The following is a 24,866-nucleotide window of genomic DNA, read 5'->3' as shown; positions in this document are numbered from 1 at the left end:
CTGGTTAGTGGAGGGTTAAGCGATGTTTACGGTTGTGTAATGTGTTGACTAACAGGGAGTTAAGACCGATGTACCAAAATGTCCTATCCTAAGCAAAAAGGTAGGCATAATCGTGATGTTTTTTCCCAACAATACGTTATACTTGGTAGATATCAATGAGCGTGTCTTTATGTATCAAAGAAGTGTATGAACCAGAAACAAGGTGGAAAGTGGTGTGAGGCCTCTTAAGGAGCATCTGTGGTATGACGTTGTTAGGGTGAGAGAAAGCGAGAGAGGGCATGCGCGTAAGGTTCTAATTAGATAAAGCAATTGTTAAGGAAGCAGGTAAGCGCAGTGAAACGGCAATTTGTTAATATGAAACCTTCGAGCGGGCAACTCCCCCCAACTGCCCCGCGCCCAGGTTCAGAGGGACCGAGGACTGAACCCGTTGTTCCTCGCAATACAGAGGCCCCTCCTGGTCAGATTATATCTAATGGGCCTGGTGTGTCACAGCCACAGGCCGGCCCTAAAGGTGGGCAGTTTATGCCTCGTGGACTCTCCCTTCCTGGTGTTGCGCCTCGTGCTACCAGACCCCTGGCCGGAAATAATCAGGGTTCAAGCTTTGACACTGTACCTGTTTCACCGCAGCAGTCGGGCATTGGCGCCCCCCTGTTCCAGGAAAAAGAACCAAACTCAACGCCTTTTCGCAATCCTGGCGCGAATAATGACCCAATATCTGATCGATTCGTCAATCCTCAGTATCCTGCTATCCCTGCTTCTGAACCAACTCTGCGCTATCCTGGCAATGGCGCCCCTATGCAACAGCCTCCTATGGGTCAGCCATCGCCATTTTCTCAGGCGCCTCTGCCTGGACAGGGTAATAATGCCTTTGGCCCCAATAGTTCGTCATTTGCAAATCCAATGATGAGCGCGCCTCCGCAAACGCCACGTCCCCAGACCGGGAGCCTTGGCCCGGCCTCTATGGGCGCGCCAGGGAGCATGCCCAGTATGTCTGGTATCCAGGCGCCACCCCTTATCCCACAGGGAACGCCGCCCCGAGGTCCAGGCAATCTTCCCCGGACGCCGATGCCGCCTCAGCCGCCACGAGGTTTCAGGCGCACGCAAAAGCGGCGCTTCCCCATATGGGCGCGGGTGCTAGTCGCGGTTATGACGGTACTCATCATCTCGACAGGCGGCCTTTACTGGTGGTACCAGGCCAACTTCGGGAGTGCTGTGAGTCAGATTACCGGGCATAAGGCAACGAGCTTCAATAGCAAGGGCAAAGAGGATAGCTCGCAAAGCGCCACGTCCAATGGAGATATCCTTAGTGGTAAGCGCATTAATATTCTGTTGCTGGGTAGCGACAATGATGGTAAAGGCAACAACGGTGTCAATGGCTCGCCCCTGGCCCAGACCGATATCGTCGTGACTATCGACCCATCGACACACTATGTAGGTATGCTCTCCATCCCACGTGATATGCGCGTTTTCATCCCCGGTAACAGCCCGGGCAAGATGGACTTCGCCTTCTCGTATGGTTATCAGAGTAACGCTTCGAAGGACCATTATGCCGATGCTGCGGGTCTGGCCATTGCCACAGTCGAAGAAAATTTCAATATTCCTATTGATTACTATGCCTGGGTCGGCCTGGATGGTTTTATTAAGGTCATTGAGACCGCGGGTGGTGTGGATGTAGATGCCTTGCACCCGATGGTCGACGATATCTATCCCAATGACATCAGTACCAAGGATATCTATGGCTTTAAGCGCCTCTATATCGCGCCCGGTCCTCAGCATATGAGTGGCATCCAGGCGCTTGAGTATGTACGCACGCGCCATTCGGACCTGGGCGGTGACTTTGGCCGCTCTGTGCGCCAGCAGCAGGTGCTTACCGCGCTCAAAGGAAAGCTCCAGAGCACTGATACAGTGAACAAGTTGCCTGAATATGCCAAAGACCTGGTTGGCTACCTAAAGACAGATATGCAGGTCACCGATGTGATCAAAATGGCCAACTTCGCGCGTAACATCAATACAGCGAATATCAACAAACTTATTCTTAGTCCACCCTATTCTGGTCCGCTGTCACTTCCCGATCCTAAAACCGGCAAAAACACGAATACCGGCGACTTTGTCCCCTATTGTTCTAAGATCTTGCCGGATCTGCAAAAGATGTTTGGTGATACCGCGGGCTGTAAGTCTGTCCTATCCCTGTATGGCAACGCGGCGACGCCTGCCCAACAGGATACGCAGCTAGCACAGAACAATCCATCGCATGTCAACGTGGATGTGCCCAATGCCACGGCATCCACGCAGCAGATGGTTTCATCGGGCGCGATGAGCGTGCCCCAGTTAAATGACCCCTTTGGTGTGCGCAGCCTGCTGGACCTGATGATGATGGTAACCTTTGAGACCGTCAAAGTAGAGTGAGATGGAATGTGGCAATGAAGAGAAATATACAGGTTAGATATAGACAGTATAGCGTGCTGGCGCTTCTGGTATTGCTTGCATTTAGCTTACAAGGTTGTTTAGGCATCGGTAATGACAAGAGCAATACCTTTGATACCAAGCAGACGACGAAAGATGGGACCTCGATTGGCATCAATAAGACCGACCAGGCAGTGTTTAGTGGGAAGTTTTACTTTACCATTGATCGCAACCTGTACGAGCTTGATAGCCAGCGCAATCTCAAGCAGTTGACCCAGGGTCTGGATGTACGCGATCCCGCGATATCGCCCGATGGCAAGCAGCTTATCTTTGTGATTCGGCGTGGCGACTACTCTGATATTGCAACCATGCCCGCTGAAGGCGGTAAGATCAATGTCATTCGTAGCGGCCAGGGAAGCTACTACAATATAGATGGCTTTGTGAAGTCGCGGGCCAATTGGATCGGGCAGCCTTCCTTCTCGGCAGATGGAAAGTCTATTCTTTTTGCCAGTGACTTTGGTAAAGAGAACTGGTACCAGGCTACGGGTCAGAATGCGCCCCTACTGGACCCTCAGGTGTTTACCGTGCCAGTCTCTGATCCTGGAACCGATACGCCCCAATATGTAGCTTATAGCGATTATGGGGCTGGTGGTGACCGGGATGTGGCTTTCCGCCCGAACACACCAAAAGAAATCGTCTATACACACTACACCTATGATCCTAAAAACTCTTCTAATTTGCTGACTCAGATCTACCTGGCTGACTCGACCCTGATTGCTAACAATCCATATAAGTATCGTCCAGGAGTAGCCAAAAGCCAGCCCGATACCGGTGTCGCGCTCACGCCTGAGGATTCGAACGTACGCAACTATCAACCCATCTTCTCGCCCACGGGTGATTCTATCGCCTACACTCGTAGCGAGAACACCAGTGATCAGTTAAGCATCTATGTCCAGAAGGTTCCTAAAGGGATCACTGCCACGCCCGGCGATGCCGCGGATCAACAGGGGGTAGCACCATATAAGTCGGCTCAGTTGATCGTGAAGGGCCAGTATGTGTGTCAGCCTGTCTGGTCGCCTGATGGCAAGTCCCTGGCATATATAACCTACACCAATGGTGCCTTTGATCTCTGGCTGGCGCATCTGAGCGTGGATACGAAAGGCAATTTCAAGCTTACTGGTAATCCCATTCAGTTGACTGACACCAACAACAGAATCAACGCCGACTCCCGCCCCATCTGGGTGAAGTAGTTTTGGAGGTGTATATGTGCATGGGAAGTGAGCGAGTGCCCGCTTCCCATGCACATATACACCTCCTACTCCTAAAAACTCGACGACATAACGCATTGATGATATACTACCCTCTGAACGTGCAGATTTATACTTTATTTTTGTCTTACTTTCACCTGACCCAGGTCGCTTGAGGTAGGTACGTTGAACCAATTCGAAGGCACTTTAATTGCTGGACGGTACGAAATTCGCGAGCATATCGCTACTGGCGGTATGGCCAGCGTCTTCAAAACCTGGGATCATCGCGTAGAACGTATCGTGGCGGCCAAAGTTTTGCGCTCACTTGATAAGAGTGATGCGCGAGCTGTGGAACGTTTCCGCCGAGAGGCACGCGCCGCCGCTGCGCTCGCGCACCCCAACGCCGTCACTATTTATGACTTTGTAGAAGAAGCGGGCCAGTATTTTCTGGTCATGGAATATATTCATGGCCCGACATTAAAGCAGTTGATCGGCCAGCGTCGGCAGCTACAGGCACGCGAGGCGATAGAGATTGCCTCCCAGGTATGCGCCGTGCTCCAGGTTGCGCATGCGCGAGGCTTTATTCATCGCGATATTAAGCCGCAGAATATTATGCTTGCCCGTAGCGGTAACGCAGGTGGTGGCCTGAGCGATGGCGGGGCGTGGGTGAAGCTTACAGACTTTGGTATCGTGCGTGTCGCTGAGGATGCCGGACTGACGAATAGTGGTATTGTGTTGGGAACCGCCGATTATCTTTCTCCAGAGCAAGCTCGCGGCGAGACATTGACCGCTTCGTCTGACCTCTATTCTCTCGGTGTTGTAATGTTTGAGATGCTTGCTGGGAGACCACCTTTTGTGGGTCCAACCGCCGTCTCCATTGCCATGCAACATGCCTCGGCGCAGCCTCCGCCTTTGCGCCCCTTCAATCCAAATGTTCCCCCCGCTGTTGAGCAGGTGGTGATGCGAACGTTACAGAAGGAGCCGGAGGACCGCTTTACATCCGCGGCCGAGATGCAGCAAACCTTGCGCCAGTGCGCGCGTGAGATCAGCAAAGCGAGGCCCGCAACCACGCCTGCTACGCAGATGTATCCCCCCAATATAATCCGGGCATCGATGGTCAGGGGCGGATACCACCCTCAGGGCGTGGACCTTACTAGGAGTTAGCGCCAGTTTGCATAAAGAGAGGCAGGAGACTTTTCTCGTCTTTTAGGATAGAGGATGTCTCCTGCGCATTTTCGTCTGTGTGACTTACCTAAATAGCATACACACCTTTCCCAAGCGAGCGCCGCAGGCGCGAGAAGTTAAGCAAAGGGTCGCACATACAATTAATAAAAATTTCAGGAGTGGAGAACAACATTTATGGAACGTGAGAAGATTCAGACTGCTAACGCCCCGGCCGCTATTGGCCCTTATAGCCAGGCCATTCGTTATGGACAGTTTATCTACACCTCCGGACAGATTCCCCTGGATCCAACCAGTGGCGAGATTGTCGGTGCAGATGTAACCGCTCAGACGCACCAGGTGTTACAGAATCTGCGCGCAGTGCTAGAGGCTGCGGGTTCCTCCCTCCAGAAGGTCGTCAAGACAACCGTTTTCCTGACAACCATGGATCACTTTCAAGCCATGAATGCCGTTTACGCGACTTACTTCACCGGTGACATTCTCCCTGCTCGTTCAGCGATTGCTGTCGCTGACTTACCACGCAAATCCTTGGTCGAGATTGAATGCGTTGCTTTGGCCGAGGACTAGTTTAAGCAACTAGTACGAGAGCTGCTATGCCCTACTGGAGTACATGGTGAACACTGCTACGATTTGGCGCTCGACGCTTGAGCGACTGCTGCAACACGAGTCGCTAGACCCTGTGACGCGTCAGTGGTTGCAAGAGGCTCATCTACTTGCCTCTCAGACTACTGAAGGTGGCGCGCATGAGGAGACGGAATCGCTTTATCTCTCGCTGCAAGTGCATAATGACCTTGCTCGTGATGTCCTGACCTCGCACTGGCTAGAAGTAATGGAAGAGGCCTTACAAGAGGTAACGGGGCGGACCATTGTGCTTGAAGTGACTCATGAGCCAGGCGAGGAGCCCTTGCCAGCTCAGGAAGAGGTCGCGACGCCGCACCTGGCCGCATCGACATCGGCGGCGCAGAATGGGTATAACTTCTATGATCGCAGTATTAACCGCAGTATTCCCCATAAAGCAGCGCGCACACCTGAAGCGCCGTCGTATGAGCAAAACGCAGCATCTTATCAGTCATTCCAGGCTGGCGTGGCTTCTCAACAGGAGCAATGGGAGAATGAGCAGCGGTCAGGCATATTGACAAATAATCGCCTCAATCCTCGGTATAGCTTCGATACCTTTATTGTCGGTAGCAGTAATCGGCTGGCTCATGCCGCCTCACTGGCGGTTGCCGAGGCTCCCGGTGAGTCGTATAACCCGCTCTTCCTCTATGGAGGTGTCGGACTGGGAAAGACTCACCTGCTGCATGCTATTGGTCAGCAGGGGGTGCAGACAGGGCTGGCGGTCCTCTATGTCTCCTCCGAGCAGTTTACTAATGAGATCATTAACGCCATTCGTTATCGTACGACCGAGGAGTTTCGTGCCAAGTATCGCTCGGTTGATATCCTGCTCGTTGACGATATCCAGTTTATCGCTGGCAAGGAGTCGACCGAGGAGGAGTTCTTTCACACCTTTAACAGTCTGCATGAGATGAGCAAGCAGATTGTGATCTGTAGTGATCGCCCACCCAAGGCCATTGCCAGCCTGGAAGAGCGTCTGCGTTCGCGCTTTGAGTGGGGCCTGGTGGCAGATATCCAGCCGCCAGATCTAGAGACACGTATGGCGATTCTGCGCGTCAAGGCGGATGCTTTGCACTACCGGGTCCCTGACGAGATCATCTCGTATATTGCGGGTCGTGTGCAGACGAACATTCGTGAGCTAGAGGGCTGCCTCAATCGCTTGATGGCCTATCAGCAGCTGCATCGCGTAGATTTAACGCTAGACGTGGCACGTGCCGCCATGTCCTCGTTGGGGGCGGATCACCGTGAAACGCACCTGGATGGGCGTCAGATCGCGCAGGCCGTCGCTGATTACTACCGTGTCTCCTTTGAAGCGATGTGTAGCAAACAGCGCGATAAGCATATTGTGGTTCCGCGCCAGGTCGCGATGTATTTAATTCGCCAGGAGACTCAGATCTCACTGTTTGAAATTGGCCAGCTCTTCGGTAAACGTGACCATAGCACGGTGCTCCACGCCTGCGAAAAGATTGAGCGCAACCTCAAACAGAATCCCACCCTGCGCCAGGATGTCTCCACCATCCGCGAACAGCTCTTACGCGATTAGAGGATGCGGTTATGCAGGAGTTGGCGGCCATGCGCCGCCAACTCCTGCATAACCGCATATTACTCTATACTCCCCCATTTTTCCTACCAACTCTCGTTTTTTTCCACGTTGGCCGATTTTTATTTTTGTCTAGTCCCGTTTTTAGACGATATAATAGAAGCATATAATAACTTGCATGTATTTGGAGAAGTATGTTACCACCATATACAACCTATCTGATTGACCTGGATGGCGTCGTTTACCGTGGGGAGACCCTGGTACCGGGCGCGAAGGAATTTGTGGACTGGCTTGAACTGACAGGGAAGAAATATCTCTTTCTGACCAATAACTCGTTTGCTAGTGAGCAGCAGGTCCTGGATAAGCTTATTGGCCTGGGCATTGATACAAGCCTTGAGCATGTGCTTGGGGCTGGCCAGGCCGCGGTTAAACAGATCGCGCGCCGTTTCCCTAATGGGACCATTCACCTGATTGGTGAGCGCCCTCTGTATGATATCGCGCATGAGCATAATTTAAAGCTTGCCGACACCCAGGAAGAGCATGTCGATGCTGTTCTGGTCGGGCTAGATCGCCAGTTTACCTATGAGAAGCTGACCGCGGCAGTGCATGCCGTCCGTAACGGCGCGGCCTTTGTCGCCATTAATCGCGACCCCTTGCTGCCAGTTGCCGACGGCTTTATCGCCGGTACTGGTACGATGGTGGCCGCCATCGAGGCGGGCAGTTCCGTGACGCCCGAGGTTATAGGCAAACCTCAGCCGGGTCTACTGGTGGAGGCCATGCAGACTCTTGGCAGCCAGCCAGAGGAGACGGTCATGATCGGCGATGGCCTGGAGGTCGATATCCTGGCGGGTAAGTCGGCGGGAACGCATACACTGCTCGTCCTCTCTGGTCGTGCCAGCCGTGAGACGCTTGAGCGCTCGACGATTCAGCCCGATCATGTCTATGAAAATCTGGCCGCCGTCCTTCAGGATGTCCAGGAGTAATTTGTAGTAAAGTAACGAATAAGCGGATTGGGCCGGCTCTGCCGGCCCAATCCGCTTATTCGTTACTTTACTACAAAGCAAAAAGATTATTGCTGGGAGGAAGCGGCTTTCAGTGCTTGAATGCGGGCCGCCTCGCGCTCTTCCTCTTCCTGACGCTGGGCCTCAACGACCTGGTGTGAGGGAGCGAGCTTTTTGAAGAGCAGATAGCCTGCATAGAAGGCGATGGGCCAGAGCAGGACGGTGAGCACAATGCCACCCACGCTATCCCAGTGCAGATACGCGGTATGTGTGGCTGCCCCATACACATCGCGCAGGATGCAGAACAGGGGGATGCCAAAGAGGAGCAGTTTGGCGAACCAGGCTTTGGGTCCCTTCTCAAAGCGCCAGATAAGCAGGTAGACAATTGAGCCATAGACCAGGCCAGTGCTGATATAGTACGTCACAGGAAAGTGCGTCACCAGGTGATAGAATGCCTGGGGATCGATATTCCAGGGAAAGCGCTGGCTTGGCTTAGGCGCGGTGAAGACATAGTGCCAGAAATTGGCATAGGCGGCGATTACGTCAAAGAGTATATTGACCAGTGCCAGGACCAGGCCGCCAAGGAGCGAGGCTATGAGGACAGCTCTCGACGGGCGAATAAAGAGAATTGCTGCCAAAAAGACAACAATAACAAACGAGAGCACGAGAATCGTGAAGTCTAAGAGTTCCATGCGAGAGCTTACCTCTACTATGTGATCTACTGAATTAGCAATGCTTTACCTAGTACCATAGTGCGTTTTGCGTGTCTCGTCAAGAGCAACAAGGCGAATCCTCGGCAAAAGTCATCTATGACTATTCCTCGCTTTCGCCCAGGGCTTTTTTGCGGCGTGCCTTCTGGAGAACCGCCAGCCATTTGGGGTCCTGGGGAGGCAGTTCAGGCTCCTGTAAGAGTTGAGTGCTGGCCTTCTCAATCCACGCCAGCTCGCCCTCAATCTTTGTTTCCATGTATGAGAAGACTAGCATGCCATATTCATCAATAAAGGTAACGCCGTCGCTCTGGAGGCTGCGCAGGTAGGTGAGCAGTTCCTCTGATTCCTCGCGGCGCGCCTGTAAATGTTCGCGCAGGGTGTGGCGCTCCGCGCCAGCGATGCCCCAGAAGAGGATCTTCACCAGGAGTTCGTCGCGCATGGGGAGAGGATAGGCCGCCTCTTCGTCCATAAGCCAGCGCTGGAGCTCTTGCCAACCCTTGGCCGTCAATTCATAGAGCTTGCGTTTGCGCCCATCTTTATCTTCTTGCTCCATACGTACAAAGCCTTCGTCCTGAAGTGCGCGTACACGGGGATAGATACTGCCAAAGCTCAGCGCCGAAAGGAGACCAATGCTGCCCTTCTCAATCTCGGCTCGCATATCATAGCCCGTACTGGGCGCCAGGCCGATGATACCCAGCACAATATGATCAACTGACATAAAGCCACTTATCCTCTTCCGGTAGGGACCAGCTTTAGCGCGTCCAAATGCCATTCATGACAGTGTGACGTAAGCTTGTTTTTGCCAGGAATGTGCGACCCATTATGCGAAATGTTGCCTGAGAATATTTGGAGTTGCGCCCACAGGCGATCAATCTCCTTCGGACGCGCTAAAGCTGGTCCCTACCAGGTTTTGTGCGTTCCCAATTTCCCAGCAGAAGCAATTTAAGAAGGCCAGTGCCAGGGAAATATATCTTGTAGATATATTATAGCAGTTCTGTGCTCTCTGTTGAAGTTTGTTCTGTATCCGCTTTAGTACCCCTGCATTCGCTATTGTTCGCTTCTTTGGCTGTCATTTTGGCTGTCAAAGAAGCTTCTTCTATCTTAGAATTCACGGCATACTGAAAACTTTGGACGAGGCGCGATGGGTTCGGGCGGGTCATATCTAATACGTATGCACTGTCTGAAATGTGCCAGAGAGGGGAGAAGAAAAGCTTCTTAGCCATCATTTCGCCATCACCAGACACGACACGCCCATATATTTTCCTTAGCCTTCGTTCTGGTGCTTGTTCACACCAGAAATCAAACACACCGTTTACAAGTGCCAAGAAATGGTTTTTCCGATCAGGGCGAACAATAACGGAAGCTACATAGAAATCGTATGTACCCGGCTCCTCAAACGTAAGAATATCTTTCTGAGGGTCCAGGTCAATATCGCGTATCTCACCTCGTAGAAGCTTGAAAATGGTCTCTTCCTTGAGTGGTAGCATATTAAGTGCTCCCCAAAAGTCGCGGCGATCCTCTTTGTTATAAAGCACACGGCATATCTGTGGGTTGCGCTCATACCACTTTCTGACTATAGATGGATTGCCGGTCTCATCGCCGTAGACCGTGTACTCCAAGTCATACATGTTGCCTACATCAGAACTTTGAATCCAATCGGTTTCCCCTGTTTGCTGTGGCTCAGACTCTCTTTTAAGTTTGCTGCCTAATCGAGCTATCTCTCTAGCATCATACACACCATGCTTACTGACAGCCGTTGGATAATGCTTTGCAATTTTGCCCTCTTTAGCAAGGCGGTAAAAAGTGGAGGCAGGTATTTTGAGTACTTCTATTGCTTCGCCTGCGGTTAAGTAGTCGGTCATTGTGCTCCCTCCCAAAGGATAATTGGCTTAATCTATCCCAATTATACCACAAATTCTCTCAAAACTCTCAATCTGGTTTTAAAAACCTTGAAACTCTCAAAAATCTCACGTATAATCATTGATAGAAATGATAGTTTCGAGAGACATTTGAGAGTATCGCGGCGTAGCCGCCCGCACATTAACAATTGAATAGAGTACACCAAAACGAATAAGCCCCGCCTGAGTAGCCTGTGAGAGCAGGAGAAAAGGCGCGTAGAAGCTACAAGTGGGCGGTGCCTGTAGGGGTAGGAGTCCAACACTAAACCCCTATATTTTAAGGCGAAGGTCGCAGAAGGTGTACTTCGATAATCGTTAGGTTGATCTCCTGCCAATCTCGCAAGGGGTTGGCAGCGATGAGCCTCAGCGGTTGGGGTTCAGTCTCGATGAACGAAAGGATGCTTCATTTATGGCAGACACAACAGCAACCAACACCAACGCGGCAAAGTATGATTTTTCGACAAGCACCATTAGCGCGGAAGACTACAAAGTGGTCCAGGCAGAGCGCGAAGAGTTCGCCAAGAAGCAGCTGGCCGCCAACAACGAGTTCATGTTTCAGCACTACGCCCGTCTTCTACGCGCTCTGGATGTTTCCTGGGAACGGGTTACGAAGGCCAATGTCATTCTGGAACGTAAACAGCGGCGCACACAGGCGAAACAGCGGCGCGAATCTCTACGCAATCATAAATAGTTTTTGTAGTGCAACACGCGGCGAAAAATCATGAGCATGACCTGAGAACCTCATGAGAGTATCGCCACTTTTTACGCTCGTTTTTGTGGTACCCATCTGGTACCTATCCGGTACCTTTAAATTTCTCGGAGGGTTTTCTTGGGGAAAAAATTAGATGCGATTCGAGAAGGGATTGGCAAAGGTTTTACCATTTTTCAAACCCCACTCACAGCCAATACCAGCGCGAATGTTCCGTCTGTTCCCTCTACGGCAAATGCCGAGAAGGCAAAGGACGGGCAGTGCGCCAATGAGGGTGAAACCGTCATTCATCGCAATCCTGCATTGCCGTTGACCACAACCACCATGACCCGTGAGGAGTTAAAAGCACGACGCATGGCACGTGTGGAGGGGGCAACCAATCTGGTTGAACACTTCCACGTCAGGGTGATGCTCAAGTTTCTTGATTTCCTCTGTCTGGTGACGCCCTTCTGGATTATCATTTTCACCACCTCGGAAGTGGGTCAACTCTTCACCAATAAAGCGTTTGACTGGACAAATCAGACCAGTTGGAACGCCTACGCGCCTGCACTCCTGGGTGAAGCGGTGTTTGCTGGTTTGACCTTTGTCTGGCAGTATTCCGAAGCCTATAGACGCACGCTCGACCCTCACTCACAAGAGTACGCCGAGTTAGGCAAGTGGGTAACTGGGTTGTCTCTTACCTGGTATGTGTTCGCTGCTATCTCGGCACTGGGCCAGTTCGTCTACTTGCGGCACATCTGGCATCCAGCCGATGCCGATGTCTTCACCTACGCGCTTATTATCGGGCGCGTTACCCTCTATATCGGTTCGGATTGGGCATGTGCCAAGTACCTTGGCTGGCGCGTCATGACGCTCAAGAAGATCGCGCAAGAGGAAAAGATCAAAGGTGAAGTCTATGCCGAGATGGAACGGCAAGAAGCCGACCGTAAACAGCGTGAAGCTGAAGCCGATAGGCACATGCGCAATATCGAAATCCAGATTCAAACAGAGGAGCGCAACGCCAAGATCGCTGGCGACGTGCAGGAGATCATGAGTAAATCAGCGGTTAAGTTCCTGAGCCAGTTCACCAATACCGTTGATGCGGTGATGAATAACGTGCTGAAGAACGTCAATGAACGCCTGGAACTGACACAAGCGCAAGATGGCGAGGTCAGAGAGCTGAATGATCCAGAGACAGGAGGACTCTAAACGATGCCAGAGAGACGCTATAGCCACTACAAGCAAGAGGATGTGTGGGCCACGCTCTACCAGCTGCAAACCGCGTTCGGGGTCCAGGTGCATGACGGAACCGTTCACGGCAATAGCGTCTCTCTCAGCCGTGGCGGTGTGGTTTATCACGCTGTCATCTTAGCGCGGTCCAGCTATTGGTATGCCTACTCATTGAACTGCACGGAACGCTGGCGGCATCACATCACCTGCGTTGTGGCAGGAACACATGATTCTTGCCTGGAGGTGCCTGTCCTGGCGATTGATACCATGCACTGGTACGAGCCAAAGACCACCCGCCTAAAGGGAGACACCCTCCAGCCATTGAAGCTTGATGCCGCTGGCCGGACCGCTGATCGTTTCGAGCAATGGCGCAAGACGCAGTATGGCCATAACATTTTGATAGGAGCGTTGATGTGTGGTCGCCCTGATGCCTTTGAGCGCTTACGCACCTTACCAGCATCGACGCAGCGGCGTATTCACGCGAAGCTCAAGCGCCTCCACTTACGGAGACCAGGGCGGCCGCTCGCCGTCCTTGAAGACAAAAAATAAAGGCGGCTCTCTGCACTGTAGTTTGGCGACTTCCGTCAGAGGGTCCCGCCTGTGGAAAAACTTTGCCCCACATGGACAAGTATACCATGTGGGGTTTTCTGTGGAAAGGATCTCCACATGCAAAAAACACTTCTCACGCTCTTGCTCATCCTGGTTGCGGGCGGTTGTGTCTACGCCTGGGCAGGTATGCAACAAAACACTATTCCTACGACCTATGCCGCATCACACACGAGCAACACACCCACGTCGGATACCATCACAGGGCCGCCCACGATCTCAGCGGCGTTCATTGATCGCGTGCTTGCGGTGGCTGGCTCGCCTGCACAGGGCATCGGGCAAACCATGTATGACCAGGGCGTGACGTATGGGATTGATCCCGTGTTCGCACTGGCCTTTTTCCACCATGAAAGCACCTTCGGCCTGCGCGGCGTCGCGGTCGTCACGCTGAGCATCGGCAATATCCGCTGTACTGAGGGCTGGCGGTGCGACCCGAGCGGCGGGTATCGGGCCTACTCTTCCTGGCGGGCCGGTGTCGCTGACTGGTACGCCCTCATGAAGACGGTCTACATCGCGGACGGCCGGACCACGGTTACAACCATCATTCCTAAGTATGCCCCCAGCAAGACCATAACGACGAAGGGGCCTACATTCAAAGCGTCATGGCCGACGTGATCCGCTGGCGAGGAGGGCAAATATAGCGTATGGCTCGTACATCACGACGTACCCCCTCCCGTGGCCCTGGTCGCAGCAATGCCCAGGCCACCATTTCGTATCGCAAGCCCTTTGACCTGATGACGCCTGAAGAGGGCCAACGCTGGCTAGAGGGCTTACGCGACCAGTTGGCGCGCAAGCAGCAACGGGAACGGGCCTATCTCGACCGGAGGGCGGCCCGTGGCACCCATACCCCAACAGACGAGGCCTATGAAGCTGACCAGGTGTTAGAGGATGACCTGCTGGCACTTCTCGACCGGCTGATCAGCGAGATCAGGGAAGGGGACCGCAAACCATGAATGAACGTCTGTGGCAACACTATCAAGGCCTCTTAGAGCAGGCCCCCACACAAGCGCAACGCCATTGCGTTAGCTGCTGGTACAAAAAAACGTCAGCAGGCCCGTTCCCTGCTGACTGGTCCTCTTCGCTGTGTCCATCATGTGCGCAGCAGATCAAACAGAGTGCTTGCCCTGTGAAACTGTCCACGTCAATCTACCTGCATGATGCAAGGGAGGTCTAGCACTATGATGCTTCTTGTCATTCTTGCGCTGATTGTTGTATGTCTTCTTCTCGCCTTTCAGCCGCGACAGCAAGACGAGCGGGCACTACGCAATATCCCGCTAACCGCGACCCCGGAAGAGTGGGAAGAACTGGAGGAGGATGGAGAGGTCACAATCTTGAATGATCGCGACTCACGTACCCCAACCATTCAGTACAAACGCTATCGAGATGAGTAAGAAACATTGGTATAACCAGCCCTTATAGCACCTGCTATAAGGGCTTTTCCTTTACAACGGTGTTCCCCTGACTACCCAGAATGGTAAACGATATCTTAATAGCGTTCCCCTAATTGTTTATCTGGTTCCCGCTGTTGCTACTGTTGTTCTGATTGAAGCCCCGGTTATATCCCAGATTCCCGCTGTTTCCCTGGTTAGTTCCTGAATAGTAACTGTTATTACTGTTGTAATTGTTTGAGCGGGTCACTTGTGTGTTCACCTGGTTTCCATAAGTGCGCTTGGTATTGTTTATCTGGTTCCCGCTGTTGCTACTGTTGTTCTGATTGAAGCCCCGGTTATATCCCAGATTCCCGCTGTTTCCCTGGTTAATTCCTGCATAGGAACTGTTATTACTGTTGTAGGTGTTTCCCTCTTTGTATTGCGTGTTCACCTGAGAATTTTTCCCATTCGAGGGCTTCGAGGGAGTGTACCCATAGCCATTCTTTGTTGCATTACCTGACTTCGCTTGGGAAGAGGTTGCCCCTTTGGGGCTCATGGAGACTGTTGTCTGCTTGGAAGAGGCAAACGCCGTTGATGGCATACCTGTTAACAACAACAGTGAGATTGCTAAGCATGTACCAATGAGGATCACGCTCTTTTTTTGGCAAGAAGAAATCATCACACCGGTCTCCCTTTCTGGAGCTAGACGAAAATCTTTCCTTTTCGTTTTCAACAAACACTTATGCACCGGGTAGCTAGGATAATTTCTCTCAGTGATCAGTGTAGCTTCCTCAAAAACTGATTCCTTTGCATCTACAAACGAAGTGGGTGAATCTTCAAACGAAGTAGGTGAATCTTCAAACGAAGTAGGGGAAAGCTTACGTCAGGTTCTCAGTGGCGCACCAAGCCTGAATGGCGGCCCGTCCTCTCTTGGCGACGGATCGAGGTCTTTCAGAAGATGCGAGCCTAGCAGATCGAGCCTCACTATTGCTATGCACTTCACGACATGATTCAGCAGGAGATGTATGAAACGGATATTGAAATCGAAACAGGACACACCCATTCAGCATGGACTTGCCCTGGCTGACATGTTGGTGTAGATAGAGCCAGCCCTTATAGCAAGTGCTATAAGGGCTGGCTCCTTTACAATGGTGTTCCCCTAATTACTAATTACCCCGGAATGTGAAACGACATCTTCATAGCATTTCTCTAATTGTTTATCTGGTTCCCATAGTTGCTGTAGTCGTTCTGATTGTAGCCCACGTTATATCCCGTATTCCCAGTGTTTCCCTGATCAACTCCCCAGTAATAGCTGTTCCCATTGTCAGCGCCTCCTGGACCGATCACTTGTTTGTTTATCTCGTTTCTAAACGTGTCCTTGATACTGCTCTTCTGGTTCCCGCTGTTGCTGCCATTGTCCCGGTTGAAGCCCGCATTATACCCCGAATTCCCAGGGTTGCCCTGGTGGTTCCCCCAGTAGTAACTGTTATAACTGTCGTAGTTGTTTCCCTTTTTGTACTGCTTGTTCACCTGGTAATTGTTCCCATTCGGGAAATACGAGGGAGTGTACCCATAGCCATTCTTTGTTGCATTGCCTGTCTTTGCTAAGGAAACGGTTGCCCCTTTGGGGTTCATGGCGACTGTTGCCCGCTTGGAAGAGGCAAACGCCGCTGGTGGCATACCTGTTAACAACAACAGCGAGATAATCAGGCTTGTACCAATGAGGATCACGCACTTTTTTTTGAAAGAAGAAACCATCACACTCTCCTCCCTTCCTGGCGCCAGACAATAAACTTTCCTTTTCTTTTCCAAGAAACACGTACGCACCGGGTTCGCCAGGATACTCTCCACTATGACCAGTATAACTTCCTCAAAAACTGATCCATTTGCACCTGCAAACGACATGGGGGGTAAACGTACGCCACATTCTCAGTCGCGCACCAAAAACGAGATAGGAAAAACGTTCCTATCTCGTTTTTTCAGTTCAGATACATAGACGATCGGCTGTCATAACACCCCGTTACGTTGACGAACGCGACACGTTTTCCCTTACCGTTTTGGCAGCCCTCATAGCAGGCGCTCTACAGGCTTTTCCCATTTCTAACGCTGTGTGGTCAGTTCCAAAAGAGGCAGGTTGGGGAGCAGGTTGTACGTGTTATGATTGACTTGATGCCCAACGGTGTTTTCCTGATTATTCCCCTTGCTTCCCAGAGCATGAAGGAGGTCGGGGAGCAAGTTGTACGTGTTATGATTTTCCTGATAGCCAATCGTGTTCCCCTGATTGTTCACCTTGCTTCCCGCAGCATTCAATTGCTTTCCAATAGCGTTTGCCTGATTGTTGACCTGGTTCCCACTGTTGCTGGCGTTGTCCTGATTGTTGCCCACGTTATATCCCTGATTCCCGCTGTTGCCCTGGTCAACTCCCCAGTAGTAGCTGTTATTATTGTTGCTGCCGCTTCCTTGGCGGATCACTTGTCTATTGATCTGGGTTCCAATAATACTTTTCTGATTGTTGACCTGGTTCCCACTGTTGCTGGCATTGTCCTGGTTGTTGCCCGCATTATATCCCGAATTCCCGCTATTGCCTTGATCAACTCCAAAGTAGTAACTGTTATTACTATTGTTGCCGTTTCCCTCTTTGTATTGATTGTTCACCTGAGAATTGATCCGATTTGGGAACTTCGAGAGGTGGTACCTATGGCCATCCTTTATTATATTGCGTGTTTTTGCCAAGGAAGAGATTGTTTCTTTGGGGCTCGTGGCGACTGTCGTCTGCCTGGAAGCAGCGAACGTAGTTGATGGCCTGCCCCACAAAAGCAACAGTGATATTACCAGGATTGCACCAATGAGGAGCATACCCTTTTTTATGAAAGAATGAAGCATTCTACACTCCTACCTCGCCCCAGTCAAAAAGCGTTCCTTTTCTTTCCAAGAAACACGTATGCACCAGATTAACCAGGGACATACCCGTTCCCTTACTAGTATAACTTCCTCAAAAACTGATTCATGTGTATCTGCAAACAAAGTGGAATTGGCTGTGTACTCTTCAGCACACCTCATAGGCATATTGTCGACCGTGTGTGCCAGAAGCCACGCCGAGCAGTGTACTATGGCTATTTACTATCTCGTGTACTTCATTTTGTGCGTGAGGAGAAAGAACTTGGGGGCGCGATCTAGTAACACGCGCCTCTCTTTTTATCCATCCTTCTAGCACCTGCTAGAAGGATTTTGTCATTTGTAGGGAAAGAAAAGTCCGAGGAGGAAATAACACTTGGATGAAGAACTTGCAGCGGCATTTGCGAAAATGCTTCAAGCAGATGGGTTGCCAGGGGTGCTCGTCTCGAACCGCCCCTGGCGCGAACTCTCCGCGGATGCCATAGCTCACCTAGTCAGCACACAGACGGCCATCTATGTGCGACACGGCCAGCTGGTACGCATCCAACGCAAGGAAGACGACACCCCTTGTATTGAAGCGCTCACGGAAACCACCTTAAAGGGTATGCTCGCACGGACCATGAACTTTGTCAAGGTCACGGTCAAAGGCCCGATGCATTGCCCACCACCTGACGCGATGGTCAAGGATATTCTTACCCTGGGGAATTGGCCGTTCCCGCCCCTGGACAGCATTATTGAATTCCCTGTCATTCGCCCTGATGGGACGCTTATTGCCACCCCTGGCTATGACGAGCGGACACGGCTCTACTACGCGCCCGTGTCCAGGCTGCATATCCCGCCCATTCCTGAGCATCCCACGGATGAGGACATTGTGAACGCGCTGCTGCTTATTGACGAGGTGATAGGGCAATTCCCCTTTGAGAATCAGGCCAGTTATGCTAACACGGTTGCGCTCTTGCTCACACCCCTGATCCGCCACGCCATTGATGGACACGTCCCGCTTGCCCTCATCGATGCCACGCGACCAGGCACCGGAAAAAGCCTCTTAGCTGAAACCGTGGCCCTGATCGCGACCGGGCGTAAGGCCTCCATGATGACAGCGCCCTATGACGATAACGAATGGCGCAAGCGGATTGCCTCCACCCTGGCTGAGGGTGCAACCATTATCACCATTGACAATATCAAGGCCAGGCTGCAATCTGCTAGCCTGGATTCAGCGCTCACGTCTCACACCGTCAAGGAACGCATCCTGGGTGAAAGTCGTAACGGCGTCTATGCCCAGTGCGCAACCTGGATGGCGACAGGAAACAATATCCAGCTGGGCGGCGACTTGCCGCGACGCTGCTACTGGATACGCATGGACGCCCGTACCGCCAAGCCCTGGACGCGTGGCGGCTTTAAGCATGATCTAGAGGCCTGGATACCTGCTCATCGTGGGGAGATTATCGCGGCCCTGCTCACTCTGGTTACGGCCTGGTACGATGCCGGGAAACCATCTATGAGCGAGCCTATCAAGATGGGCAGTTTCCAGGCCTGGGTCAACACCATTGGCGGCATTCTTGAGTATGGGTCCGTCAGCGACTTCTTAGGCAATGCGCAGGCCCTACAAGAGCAGGATGAAGACGCCCTCCAGTGGGCGGCCTTCCTTCATGCCTGGCTTGCTCACTACCACCACAACCAGATTATGGTGTCGGTGCTTGCCAAGGATATCAAGACAGGCTCTACCCTTGATGAGGTCGATAGTACGCTGGTCGGCCTCTACAACGCCTTGCCGGATGACCTGACGGACATTCAGAAAGGCGACTTTCGGCGGCGGCTGGGGAAGGCCCTTTCCTACCGGGTTGGCACCCAGTTTGATGAAAGTGGCCTGCACCTGGTCAAAGGTGAGTCAGATAAACGCAGTGGCGCGGCCTACTGGTCGGTGGCTTTGCCTGAGTTTGAGAGTGTGTGCTGGAGGGAGAGGGTTAGAAGGAACGCGCTACCGCGCGATTTATGAGAGAAAGAAAACGATGCTTGTGTGTGACAACCCACATCGTTTTCTTTTCCCCCTAAAAAAGAGGAATTCCGCAGGTTTGCAGATTTCGCAGATTCGTATAACACAATGCGAGCAAAAAAGAGGTATCACTACCCTCTCACATGGCATGAGAAGCGCCAGGAGAGGGTATTTTGCTGTACTATACACACTCCACATCGAGGGAAACCAAATCTGCAAATCTGCAAATCTGCAAGCCAGATACAAGAGGAAAAGAGAGAATCATGCTTGCAATCACGAGTTATATGGAGACCTACCAGCGCCTGTTCGTGGGTAGGTCAGACGACTATGCTATCCAGTTGAGCAACGGCCGTTATCGTCGCGTGGGAAAGCCGCTCACCAAATCGGAAGTCTTTGACCACCTGATAGGCCGCCACACATGCGGCACCTATGTGATGGATCAAGACGGTCGTTGTCGCTTCGCAGTCATTGATGCCGATATGGAAGATGGCCTGGCTCGACTCTGGCAGATACAAGACCAGCTGGCGACACAGGGGATTATCTCCTACGTCGAGCAGTCCCGGCGCGGCGGTCATCTCTGGGTGTTCTTTGCCGCTCCTGTGCCAGCGTCCCAGGCTCGCGCCTGGCTCTTGTCGTTCTGCCCATCCGATATGGAGTTTTACCCCAAGCAGGACGAGGGCAAGGGCTACGGCTCGCTGATCCGCCTACCCCTGGGTGTGCATCGCAAGAGTAAACAGCGCTACCCTTTTGTGGAGCGCGGCGCGGCCGGACTGGTCACACTTTCCGCACCCGAAGAACAGCGCGTGGCCTGGCTCGCCTCTATCCAGCGCATGGACGTTCCCCAGGTGAAGAGACCAGCGGCGGCTACGGCCAGGCACACACACACAGCATCGTTTTCCCCCTCCAGGTCAGGCAGAACCAGCGGCCCATCCCCGATACGCGACTGGAACGCTAGCCAGGACTACTACCAGTTGATTAGTCGCCATGTCACCTTGAATGAAAAGGGTGTGGGCAAATGTCCCTTTGGAGATCACCACACAGGAGGCGAAGACACCCAGGACTCATTCAAGGTGTATGAGCCTGGCGTCCCTGGCGGGTACTGCTGGTACTGTTACACCTGGCAGCGTGGAGGCTCGCTCTTTGACTTCCTCAAGTACTACTATCACCTGAGCAATCAAGAACTCTGGGAACGCATACAGGCAGAAAACATCTAAACCCGCTTGTAGAGCGGTTCGCAGATTTCAAAATTTTGTGAATCGGCCTCTAGAGCGGTTCGCAGATTTAGCGCAGATTTGTCATTCTTGTGAATCGGCCTCTAGAGCGGTTCGCAGATTTGCAGATTTCAAACCCACTGATCCGAGGAAAAATTTTTGAGCATATAGCAAGCCATAAAAGGACTGAGGTGAAATGAAACGAAGAACGCTAACGGCTCAAGACGAGCCACCCCACCCACCAATACAGCTTCAACCCTTGCTCATAGATGTTGATACCGTCGCGGTCGTTCTGAGCATGGGGCGCACAAAGGTCTACGAACTCATAGCCAGAGAAGAACTCCCTGTCTTGCGATTTGGCAAAGCGGTACGCGTCTACCTGCCGGAGCTGCAAGCCTGGATAGTGCGACGGATACAGAGCGAGCGTGATTTGATAGCGTAACTTCTAGCGGCTGGCATCTCTCAGGATGCCAGCCTTTTCTTTTTGAGAAAGGGATAAAGGTTATGCCCAAACGAAGAGGCCACGGCGAAGGTTCCGTCTATCAGCGCAAAGATGGACGCTGGACGGGCTATATTCGCACAGAGAAAGGCGAGAAGAAGTACTTTTACGGTAGCACACGCAAGGAAGTTCAGGACAAAGTACGAGCGGCCCTGAATGAGAAAGAGCGGGGTACACTGGCAACTGGCCCTAACCCGCTTCTGAAAGATTATCTCCCTGAATGGTTAGAGACAGTGTGCAAACCTCTATATCGCGCTCCAAGTACCTACTTGCACTATCGATCAGCAATGAAGAAACACATTATTCCCGAAATAGGGCACCTTAAAATTAGAAGCTTGACGTCTCGTCACATTCAAGAGTTATATGCAAAGAAGATAAGGGATGGTGCGAAACCTCCAACAATTAAACTAATGCATGAAGTTCTCTCAGGCTCACTAAATAGCGCGCTTCAATGGGAGATGGTTTCGAAAAACGTCGCAAGTCAGGTGACCGTCCCTAAAGGTGTTCAACGTGAGATAGTGCCATTAACAGAAGAACAAGCGAAAGTTTTACTTGAGATTGCCAGAGGACACCGATTAGAAGGGATGATCTTGCTGGCTGTAACTACTGGGCTAAGACGTGGCGAGATCACCGCTTTGAAGTGGAGTGATATTGACTTTGATGCACGTCTGCTGTTCATAAAACATACGGTAAGCCATGTTGCCTTTATGGGCTACGTTGAGAAAGAGCCTAAAACACGAGCTGGTAAGAGAACAATACATCTTCCAGAAGCTGTTATTCAAACCTTACAACAGCACTATAGCGAGCAAAAGGCGAAAGCTGAAGAGATGGGGCTTTCCTTAAGCGAATGGAACCCGAAAGTGCTTGTATTTCTCAGTAAGCTGAGAAGCTACATGCATAGCCCTCAGACCCTTAAGGAGTTTCATCAAATTGTAGCGCAAGCAGGCCTACCAAAGATGCGCTTTCACGATTTGCGCCATAGTGCTGCAACCATTCTGCTTGCGAAAGGAGTACACCCCAAAGTAGTGCAGGAGCTTTTAGGGCATTCCTCTATTGCCATGACTATGAATATCTATTCTCATGTAATGCCGTCGATGAGAAAAGAAGTGGCAGGCATCATGGATACCATTTTTAGTGAGGAAAAAGAGGGTGATGAACCCTAATGGCTGTCAATTTGGCTGTCTTGGGTGGCTAAGTGGAAAGTGAAGGGGCTTTTGATGCTGGCTGAGAGACTTTGTCTAAATTCTCTTGTAGATACATTACTCCTCCTCTCTGGTTTTTTCAAGTTCTGCCTAATGTCTACTATTTCTATCCCAAAAACGTCCTATAGATAGGGCATAAGTATCAGCGGTTACTTGCCCTATGTTATACTCAACATAGAGACACGTAAGCTCTGTTAAAGGTGCGTAAGCTTCCAAATATCCAATATCGCTTACGCAAGCAGGTACATGTGCGACTTTTGATTCTCTTCTTCGTTTATGTAGGTAGATAAGTCGTGCATAGGCTTACGGAAAAATATGATTATTGGACTGGATTGAGTAGCGCATGGACCAGGCTTGAGGAGGAGGCCTGGTTGACGAGGAGGAGGCTGTTCGGAGCATCAGCGGGGAGCCTCCAGGGCCGATCACAGCCCTGAGAAGTGGGTCGACAAAACCAGGTGGTAACGCCGGGGACAATATACTCACAGTGAGCAAGCAAGAGTACATTGCCAGGAGTCCTTTTTTAGAAATTTTTAGAGATTCTTAGAAATTTACTGCTCCTGGCCCGGGGTTTTGTGCGCTTTTTCCAGCTATGCAGGAGAAGTGAAGGGAAATTATGCCCTTCTTCCCCCCTGGTCGCGCATTCCTATGACCCCACGTGCTCTGCGACATGAAGAAAGGATACCTTCCTCCATGTGTGGTATCATTGGCTACGTCGGGCCTGAGAGCACCGATGTTACGACTATATTGCTTGAAGGACTCAGTAAACTCGAATATCGCGGTTACGATTCCGCCGGTATCGCTGTTCTTACCACGGCAGGTAAACTTGAACTGCATCGCCGTGTTGGCAAGATCGCCAACCTAGTAGCATCCGTCTCCAACGGTTCGCGCCCAGGTGAGGGCACGCTTGGCATTGGCCATACGCGCTGGGCCACCCATGGACGCCCTAATGATAGTAATGCTCATCCCCATACAGATTGCTCTGGCACACTCTCGCTCGTCCACAACGGCATCATCGAAAACTATGCCGACCTGTGCCAGGAGCTCAGTGCCAGCGGTCATACTTTCCAATCCGAGACCGATACCGAAGTATTGGTTCACCTGGTAGAGCAGGCTTACCTCGGCGAGGCCAACCACGACCTGGTCCAGGCCGTGCGCCTCGCGCTCAAGCGTGTCGAAGGGACCTATGCCATCGCTGTGGTCAGCCGCGAGCAGCCCGACCTGCTGGTAGGTGCGCGCCACAATGGTGGTCCCCTCATCGTTGGCCTGGGCGAAAACGAGAATTTCCTCGCTTCCGACATTCCCGCCCTGCTCAAGCATACACGCAACATCATTGTGCTGGAAGAGGGCGAGGTCGCCGAGCTGCGCCCCCACTGCGTCACCATCACTGACCAGGCGGGCAGTGTTGTACTGCGCAAGCCACTCACCGTCGAATGGGATATTGAGGCGGCTGAGAAGGGTGGCTATCCGCACTTCGCCATCAAGGAGATCAACGAGCAGCCTGAGTCCCTGCACCGCGCCCTCCTGGGTCGTGTGCATGAAGGTGAGCTGCGCCTGCCCGAACTGGAGCCTCTGCGTGCCTCTGGCGCCCTGGAGAACCTGCGTCGCATCATCGTGGTGGCCTGCGGCTCTTCCTATCACGCGGGCCTGCTGGCCAAGTACGCCATCGAAAAGTGGACGCGCATCCCGGTTGAGGCCATTACCGCCTCCGAGTTCCGCTACTGTGAACCCATTGTTGGACCCAACACACTCTGTATTGCCGTCACACAGTCGGGCGAGACGCTGGATACTATTGTCGGTATTCGCCAGGCGCGTGAGCATGGCGCGACCGTGATCGCCATTACCAACGTTGTCGCCAGCGCCATCACGCGTCTCTCTGATGCCGTGCTCTACTTGCACGCGGGTCCCGAGATCTGCGTCGTCGCCACCAAGTCCTTCATCAACTCGGTGGCCGTGCTCTACCAGCTTGGCCTCTACCTGGGCCAGCTCAGCGGGTATATTCAGCCTGAGCAGATGCGCGAAATTTTGAGCGCGTTTGAGCGCCTGCCCGAGCAAATCCAGAGCATCCTGGAGCACGCTAATAGCTCCGATGACGTCATCGCGCCGCTCGCGCAAGAGATGGCCCAGGCGCGCAGCATGATGTTTATCGGGCGAGGCGTTGGTTTTCCCACGGCCCTGGAGGGCGCGCTCAAGCTCAAAGAGATTTCATATATCCATGCCGAGGGCTTCCCGGCGGGCGAACTCAAGCACGGCTCCATTGCCCTGCTTGATCCCGAGACACCACTGGTCGCCGTCGCCACCACCTCCCACGTCTACGACAAGGTCGTGAGCAACATCCAGGAGGTGCGCGCGCGTGACGCCCGCGTCATCGTCGTCGCTACCGAAGGCGACGAGAAGATCAAGCGGCATGCCCACGACGTCCTCTACGTCCCCGCGACTCTGGAGATCTTCAGCCCTCTGCTGGCGAGCATCCCACTCCAGCTCTTCGCCTACCACGTCGCCGTCGCCCGCGGCTGCAACGTCGACCAGCCCCGCAACCTGGCTAAATCCGTGACTGTAGAGTAGGCGAGCTTTGCGTA

The 24,866-nt window shown here is 52.3% G+C and carries 23 protein-coding genes; 17 read left to right on the top strand and 6 right to left on the bottom strand.

Annotation, left to right across the window (positions count from 1 at the left end; all coding sequences use genetic code 11):
• The first annotated feature begins 522 nt into the window (after positions 1-522).
• The 6 genes from KTE_RS11505 (at position 523) to KTE_RS11480 (ending at position 7,970) form a co-directional block, all read left to right on the top strand.
• Positions 523-2,406 (top strand): LCP family protein, encoded by a 1,884-nt coding sequence (locus tag KTE_RS11505; RefSeq protein ID WP_201381126.1) that lies wholly within the window; start codon positions 523-525, stop codon positions 2,404-2,406.
• A gap of 14 nt (positions 2,407-2,420) precedes the next feature.
• Entirely contained in the window at positions 2,421-3,653 is a 1,233-nt protein-coding gene (locus KTE_RS11500) for a PD40 domain-containing protein (RefSeq protein ID WP_201381124.1), read from the top strand.
• A 183-nt stretch (positions 3,654-3,836) separates the two neighbouring features.
• Complete coding sequence (locus KTE_RS11495) at positions 3,837-4,814, top strand: protein kinase (RefSeq protein ID WP_201381123.1); 978 nt, start codon at positions 3,837-3,839, stop codon at positions 4,812-4,814.
• A 195-nt stretch (positions 4,815-5,009) separates the two neighbouring features.
• A complete protein-coding gene (locus KTE_RS11490) occupies positions 5,010-5,399 on the top strand; it encodes a RidA family protein (RefSeq protein ID WP_007908269.1) in 390 nt (129 codons plus the stop codon).
• 43 nt (positions 5,400-5,442) lie between these two features.
• Positions 5,443-6,990: a chromosomal replication initiator protein DnaA gene (dnaA, locus tag KTE_RS11485; RefSeq protein ID WP_201381122.1), complete on the top strand. Its 1,548-nt coding sequence runs from the start codon at positions 5,443-5,445 to the stop codon at positions 6,988-6,990.
• A 191-nt stretch (positions 6,991-7,181) separates the two neighbouring features.
• Positions 7,182-7,970 carry an HAD-IIA family hydrolase gene (locus KTE_RS11480; protein WP_201381121.1) on the top strand — a complete coding sequence of 263 codons (789 nt, stop codon included), beginning with the start codon at positions 7,182-7,184 and terminating at the stop codon, positions 7,968-7,970.
• A gap of 86 nt (positions 7,971-8,056) precedes the next feature.
• Here the strand turns inward: KTE_RS11480 and KTE_RS11475 are convergent, their stop codons facing one another.
• The 3 genes from KTE_RS11475 to KTE_RS11465 form a co-directional block, all read right to left on the bottom strand.
• A complete protein-coding gene (locus KTE_RS11475; protein WP_201381120.1) occupies positions 8,057-8,680 on the bottom strand; it encodes a hypothetical protein in 624 nt (207 codons plus the stop codon).
• A gap of 121 nt (positions 8,681-8,801) precedes the next feature.
• Positions 8,802-9,416, bottom strand: coding sequence for a PadR family transcriptional regulator (locus tag KTE_RS11470; RefSeq protein WP_201381119.1), 615 nt, complete (start codon positions 9,414-9,416; stop codon positions 8,802-8,804).
• A 265-nt stretch (positions 9,417-9,681) separates the two neighbouring features.
• Entirely contained in the window at positions 9,682-10,560 is an 879-nt protein-coding gene (locus KTE_RS11465; protein WP_201381117.1) for a helix-turn-helix domain-containing protein, read from the bottom strand.
• Between the two features lie 445 nt (positions 10,561-11,005).
• Between KTE_RS11465 and KTE_RS11460 the strand changes: the two genes are divergently transcribed.
• From KTE_RS11460 to KTE_RS11435, 6 genes are all read left to right on the top strand, one after another.
• Positions 11,006-11,287, top strand: a complete 282-nt coding sequence (locus KTE_RS11460; RefSeq protein ID WP_201381115.1) for a hypothetical protein — start codon at positions 11,006-11,008, stop codon at positions 11,285-11,287.
• Between the two features lie 138 nt (positions 11,288-11,425).
• Positions 11,426-12,493, top strand: a complete 1,068-nt coding sequence (locus KTE_RS11455) for a hypothetical protein (protein ID WP_201381113.1) — start codon at positions 11,426-11,428, stop codon at positions 12,491-12,493.
• A 3-nt stretch (positions 12,494-12,496) separates the two neighbouring features.
• Positions 12,497-13,063: a hypothetical protein gene (locus KTE_RS11450; protein ID WP_201381111.1), complete on the top strand. Its 567-nt coding sequence runs from the start codon at positions 12,497-12,499 to the stop codon at positions 13,061-13,063.
• Positions 13,064-13,180: 117 nt separating this feature from the next.
• Complete coding sequence (locus KTE_RS11445; RefSeq protein ID WP_236600369.1) at positions 13,181-13,735, top strand: glucosaminidase domain-containing protein; 555 nt, start codon at positions 13,181-13,183, stop codon at positions 13,733-13,735.
• Positions 13,736-13,764: 29 nt separating this feature from the next.
• Positions 13,765-14,073: a hypothetical protein gene (locus KTE_RS11440; RefSeq protein ID WP_201381109.1), complete on the top strand. Its 309-nt coding sequence runs from the start codon at positions 13,765-13,767 to the stop codon at positions 14,071-14,073.
• A 225-nt stretch (positions 14,074-14,298) separates the two neighbouring features.
• Positions 14,299-14,511: a hypothetical protein gene (locus KTE_RS11435; protein ID WP_201381107.1), complete on the top strand. Its 213-nt coding sequence runs from the start codon at positions 14,299-14,301 to the stop codon at positions 14,509-14,511.
• Between the two features lie 109 nt (positions 14,512-14,620).
• Here the strand turns inward: KTE_RS11435 and KTE_RS11430 are convergent, their stop codons facing one another.
• From KTE_RS11430 to KTE_RS11420, 3 genes are all read right to left on the bottom strand, one after another.
• On the bottom strand, positions 14,621-15,169 hold the full coding sequence (locus tag KTE_RS11430) for a hypothetical protein (protein ID WP_236600655.1): 549 nt from the start codon (positions 15,167-15,169) through the stop codon (positions 14,621-14,623).
• A gap of 530 nt (positions 15,170-15,699) precedes the next feature.
• Positions 15,700-16,395: a hypothetical protein gene (locus tag KTE_RS11425; RefSeq protein ID WP_236600367.1), complete on the bottom strand. Its 696-nt coding sequence runs from the start codon at positions 16,393-16,395 to the stop codon at positions 15,700-15,702.
• 195 nt (positions 16,396-16,590) lie between these two features.
• On the bottom strand, positions 16,591-17,145 hold the full coding sequence (locus tag KTE_RS11420) for a hypothetical protein (RefSeq protein ID WP_236600365.1): 555 nt from the start codon (positions 17,143-17,145) through the stop codon (positions 16,591-16,593).
• Between the two features lie 616 nt (positions 17,146-17,761).
• Between KTE_RS11420 and KTE_RS11415 the strand changes: the two genes are divergently transcribed.
• From KTE_RS11415 to glmS, 5 genes are all read left to right on the top strand, one after another.
• Positions 17,762-19,381, top strand: a complete 1,620-nt coding sequence (locus KTE_RS11415; RefSeq protein WP_201381101.1) for a hypothetical protein — start codon at positions 17,762-17,764, stop codon at positions 19,379-19,381.
• Between the two features lie 260 nt (positions 19,382-19,641).
• Complete coding sequence (locus KTE_RS11410; protein WP_201381099.1) at positions 19,642-20,592, top strand: hypothetical protein; 951 nt, start codon at positions 19,642-19,644, stop codon at positions 20,590-20,592.
• A gap of 193 nt (positions 20,593-20,785) precedes the next feature.
• A complete protein-coding gene (locus KTE_RS11405; protein ID WP_007908471.1) occupies positions 20,786-21,031 on the top strand; it encodes an AlpA family transcriptional regulator in 246 nt (81 codons plus the stop codon).
• Between the two features lie 62 nt (positions 21,032-21,093).
• Positions 21,094-22,251, top strand: a complete 1,158-nt coding sequence (locus KTE_RS11400) for a site-specific integrase (protein WP_201381096.1) — start codon at positions 21,094-21,096, stop codon at positions 22,249-22,251.
• Between the two features lie 729 nt (positions 22,252-22,980).
• Positions 22,981-24,852, top strand: a complete 1,872-nt coding sequence (gene glmS / locus KTE_RS11395; RefSeq protein ID WP_201381094.1) for a glutamine--fructose-6-phosphate transaminase (isomerizing) — start codon at positions 22,981-22,983, stop codon at positions 24,850-24,852.
• The last annotated feature ends 14 nt before the right edge of the window (positions 24,853-24,866 follow it).

This window comes from Ktedonobacter sp. SOSP1-85, from assembly GCF_016587415.1.
GTDB lineage: Bacteria > Chloroflexota > Ktedonobacteria > Ktedonobacterales > Ktedonobacteraceae > Ktedonobacter.
The sequence above is the reverse complement of the archived record's forward strand: the minus strand, read 5'-3'. Positions and strand labels throughout refer to the sequence as shown.